The 4,484-nt window shown below is 62.1% G+C and carries 3 protein-coding genes and 1 pseudogene; 2 read left to right on the forward strand and 2 right to left on the reverse strand.

Annotation, left to right across the window (positions count from 1 at the left end; translation table 11 throughout):
* Both C934_RS0131380 and C934_RS0131385 read right to left on the reverse strand, forming a co-directional pair.
* Positions 1-220, reverse strand: a pseudogene (locus C934_RS0131380) (IS481 family transposase); the annotation flags it as partial.
* Between the two features lie 79 nt (positions 221-299).
* On the reverse strand, positions 300-1,175 hold the full coding sequence (locus C934_RS0131385) for a transporter substrate-binding domain-containing protein (RefSeq protein ID WP_025660379.1): 876 nt from the start codon (positions 1,173-1,175) through the stop codon (positions 300-302).
* Between the two features lie 421 nt (positions 1,176-1,596).
* Between C934_RS0131385 and C934_RS0131395 the strand changes: the two genes are divergently transcribed.
* Both C934_RS0131395 and C934_RS0131400 read left to right on the forward strand, forming a co-directional pair.
* Positions 1,597-2,058 (forward strand): hypothetical protein, encoded by a 462-nt coding sequence (locus C934_RS0131395; RefSeq protein WP_018860459.1) that lies wholly within the window; start codon positions 1,597-1,599, stop codon positions 2,056-2,058.
* 233 nt (positions 2,059-2,291) lie between these two features.
* Positions 2,292-4,316: a methyl-accepting chemotaxis protein gene (locus C934_RS0131400; protein ID WP_018860460.1), complete on the forward strand. Its 2,025-nt coding sequence runs from the start codon at positions 2,292-2,294 to the stop codon at positions 4,314-4,316.
* The last annotated feature ends 168 nt before the right edge of the window (positions 4,317-4,484 follow it).

Here is a 4,484-nt window from a genome sequence, read left to right on the forward strand (position 1 = left end):
CCACCACGATGGCCTCCTCAGCCGGCGTCAGCACCGTGCTCTTGGGAGACTTAGGCCCCATCGGTGCATCGGCCGTCGTGGTCCGCTCGCGCCATTTGGCCACCGTCTTCGAGTTCAGGCCGTAGCGGGCGGCAAGGGACCGGGTACTTTCATGCGACGCTTGGAGTTCGGCTCGAAGACGCGGCGTCGTGCGGGCGCTGCCGTGAAGAATACTTCCCATAATGCATCCTCTTCCTGACGACTCAGGTTCAATGATGCACCATCACACTCAGGGACTACACACCTAGAGCCTTTCAGGCTTAATACAGGCCGTAAGGGAAGTAGCGCAGGTAGATTTCCTGCAGGCGGCCACTGCGCGACAGCGCTGCCAGCGCGTGATCGAGCGCTGCCGTAAGGACATCGTCCTTCTGACGGAGCATGATCGTCATACCTTCGCCGAGAAACTGCTCGGAGAGATAAGGCCCGTCGAACAGCGCGCAGCATTTCGCCGAGGCCTCCGACGAAACCCAGAAGGAGAGCTGGAGGGAATCCGCGAAGACGGCCTCCAGCTTGCCATCCTTGAGTGCTGCAAGAAGGGCGTCCTTGCTGTCGAAGGGTACGGCCTTCACCTTCGGGAAATAGGCCGCCAGCATGGCTTCGTGCGCCGTCGCCTTGACGACGCCGACCGGATGATCGGCCAGAGCGCTGGCATTCTCGCCCTTGATGGAAGCCTTTAAGTTTCGAACGAAGCGGGCGGGCAGCATGAGATAGGGGCGCGAAAAGGCGAACTGTCGCCGCAGCTCCTCGCTGACGGCGACGCCGGCAATCACGGCATCGCCCTGCGAGGCCGCGAGCGCGGCATTCAGGTCAGCGAACGGCAGCGCCTGGATCTGGCATTTGCTGGCAATCTCCAGCTCGTTACAGATCTCGCGGGCGAGATCGACGTTGAAACCGGAAAGCTTGCCATTCTGATCGGTAAAATTGAACGGTGGAAAGTCGATCGTCGTCAGGAAACGCAGGCGGACGAGCGACGAAAGATCCGGTTTGGCAAGGCGCTCCCTGGAATCGAAAAGCAGCGGCAAGCCTGGCATCGCCTCCTGCGCCGACAACGAGAGCGGGCAGAAAAACACAATCAAAGACAGCCAAAAGCTGCATAGCCCCTTAAGATTCAGGGATGCTAGTTTAAATTGCATCATTATGATCGACCTCGAGGAAAGCATGCACTGCCATTCTGGAAACGGTGTATCAGAGTCATGCGTGTCGGGGAATATGCGTCGGGCGGGATCGAAGACCGCACGCTCTTGGATGATGGTTCAATACGCCACGGCGCGCCGCCTGCGCGCGCGGTAAACGATTCCTACCAGAGGTTCTGCTGCAACTCGGCATCGGCAGGCCGACAATCGCCCGCCCGATGCAGGTCGCACGCCGCAACGGCGCGAGCATCGAACAGGAACTCATTGCAAGCGGCTCCATCGATGCCGACAGCTACTACGCATCCCTGGCGCGCGGGCTCCGGCTTCCCTTCCTTTAGGCAATCGACAGCTCCCTCGTCAACGATGACAAGACAGCCAGCTTCTGCAGGCTCGCTGCGTCCGGCTGAACTACATCAGCAAAGGCATGCTGGCGATCGTGCCGGAAGCCCGAAACCTGGTGATGCGCGAGCCAGCGCGCCTCCCGCGCGAGATGGGCGTGGGCGGCTTTCTGGTGTTCCAGTTGCTGATCGGAGGAATGCTGTTTTCCTCTCTCACCCATCCCTGGCTGATCATGCTCCTTGTCACCACCGCCGGCTACCTAGCGCTCGGCTTTCCGCCCGCCGGCAGCAGCGAAGGCGCGCTCTTGCTCCTCGATCTTGCCAATATGGCGGCAAGCTACGGCCTCTTTCTGCTGCTCGGCAGGGTCGCGATGCTGCGTGAGGAAAAACGCAGCATCGGCTGGCGCTGGATCTATGTCCCGCTCTATTGCCTGATGATCTCGGTGGCGGCATGGCGCGCCCTTCTCGAGCTGCCGAGAAAGCCCTTCTTCTGGGACAAGACGCCTCATGTCCCTGTCAGCACCAGTGAGAAGTTGCGCCCCGCTTAGCATGACTCGTCCCTAGGCGGCGGGACCCGAAATTTTTTCCGGGGACAGATCCCAAGCGTTAGGGCCACATTAAGCAATGTCCCATTCTATTCGCCAGGACGACGCCGGCTCACGGGCCGAATGCATGATGCGCATGTCGAGCCTTCCGGGCATCCCACCATGCCGTATCCCGCGACATGAAATGCTTCAATAGTCGGCCCGCCCGCGGTCGGGTCAAGCGACTGGACATAGCCATGCTGAAGAACTTGAAAATCCGGACGAAGATCATTTCTGTCGTCGCGCTTCTCGGGGCGATCGCGCTCGGGGGCCTCGTTTATGTCATCACCGAATTCCGCGGTGCCGATGCCACCTACAGCGCCTTCATCGATAACGAGGCACTGGCAGCCATGCAGGCATCCCGCGCCAGCGCCTCGGCAACCGCTGCCGTGCTGCAGGTCACGCTTATCGCCGGCCTCAAGCCGGAGACGCCGGCTTTCAATACGGCGCTCACGACGCCAAGCAAGATGCCTCAAGCGCGCGAACGCCTGGAACAGGCGGCGGCCTTGGTACCTAGCCGCAAGCCGGCGATTGACGACATCCTCGTCGGCATCGCCGAGATGGAAGCGCTTTCCAGCAAGGTCATCGACCTCGCCAAGGCAAAGGACAGTGCCGGCGCGCAGCTTGCAGCAAGCATGCTCAATGCGAAGCTGAACACGGTCACTCCGAAAATGATCGCCAACAATGATGCGCTGATGGCATTGCTGAACGATGGCGGCGACGCGCTCTCCATTAGCGTCAACCAGCGCATCACTCTCAGTTTCGTACTGATCGGGCTCGCTGTCATGGGCGCGATCGGCCTTTCTGTGTGGGTCGCGCAATCGGGGATCACCACGCCCATGGTTCGTCTGCGTGACCGGATGGCTCAGCTTGCCGAGGGAGATACGCACGGCGCCATCGACGGCCTCGACCGTCGTGACGAGGTTGGCCAGATGGCCGGCGCCGTTGCCGTCTTCCGCGACAATGCCGTCGATCGTATCCGGCTTGAGGGCGAGGCCGAAAAGAGCCGCAATCTCAGCGACAGCGAACGCCGAGAACGTGAAGCTCAGCGCGCAACCGAGGCTGCCGATCTCTCGCGCGCGGTCAGCGCGCTTGGCGACGGCTTACGCCGGCTGGCCGCAGGCGACCTCGCATCTCGGATCGATACGGCGTTTGTCGGCGACCTCGATAGTCTGCGGCAGGATTTCAACAACTCGATCCTGCGCTTGAACGACACTATGCAGACGGTCGGCGCCAACGCCCGCGCCATCACTGCCGGCGCAACCGAGATCCGCGCCTCGGCGGACGAGCTTTCGAAGCGCACCGAGCAGCAGGCAGCGTCCGTCGAGGAGACGGCAGCGGCCCTCGAGGAGATCACCACCACCGTGAAGGATGCCGCCAAGCGTGCCGAGGAAGCACGTGGGCTCGTGGCACGCACGCGCGCCGGTGCAGAAAAGTCCGGCGAAGTGGTCAGCAAGGCCGTCAACGCCATGCAGCAGATCGCGCAATCCTCCGCGGAGATCGGCAACATCATCGGCGTCATCGACGACATCGCCTTCCAGACCAATCTTCTGGCCCTCAACGCCGGCGTCGAGGCCGCGCGCGCCGGTGAAGCCGGCAAGGGCTTTGCCGTCGTTGCCCAGGAGGTGCGTGAACTTGCACAGCGCTCGGCCAATGCCGCCAGGGAGATCAAGTCGCTGATCACCACATCGGGCGACCATGTGCAGACGGGCGTGTCGCTTGTCGGCGAAACCGGCAAGGCGCTTGATGCGATCGTTCACGAGGTTCAGGAGATCAACCAGCACGTCGACGCGATCGCCGAGGCCGCCCGCGAGCAATCGACCGGCCTGCAGGAGATCAACACGGCGGTGAACTCGATGGACCAGGGAACGCAGAAGAATGCGGCCATGGTCGAGGAAAGCACGGCGGCGAGCCACAAGCTCGCGACGGAAGCGGCGACACTCAACAACCTGCTCGACCAGTTCAAGCTGACCGGCACTGGCAGTTTCAGCGCTAACATTGCCGCGGCAGCGCCGCTGCAGGGCACTCACATCCATTCGGCGCCACGGCCGGCCGCGCCGCCGGTCGCAGCCAGAAAGGCACCCGTCCGCATCGCCACTCCGGGTGTCAGCCGCCCCTCTAGCTCGCCGGCTCGGGCGCTTGGGCAGAAACTTGCAAGCGCATTTGGTGCAAGCAGCGCCTCTTCGAGCCCACGCGACGACGCCGATTGGACGGAATTCTGATCCCAGCAAAACGGTACAAAAGCAAAGGGCGGCTCAATGCCGCCCTCAGACTGCTGACAAACCCGTCGATATTTTCGGCGGGTTTGTTTTTTGGACGTTGGTTGTTTTAGTTGGGTTCTGAGGCGGGGCGAAGTTGGCGGCCTCTGGCCCTCATGCGATGGCTGGTCT

This window comes from Rhizobium sp. 42MFCr.1, assembly GCF_000377185.1.
In the GTDB taxonomy this organism is placed as follows: domain Bacteria; phylum Pseudomonadota; class Alphaproteobacteria; order Rhizobiales; family Rhizobiaceae; genus Rhizobium; species Rhizobium altiplani.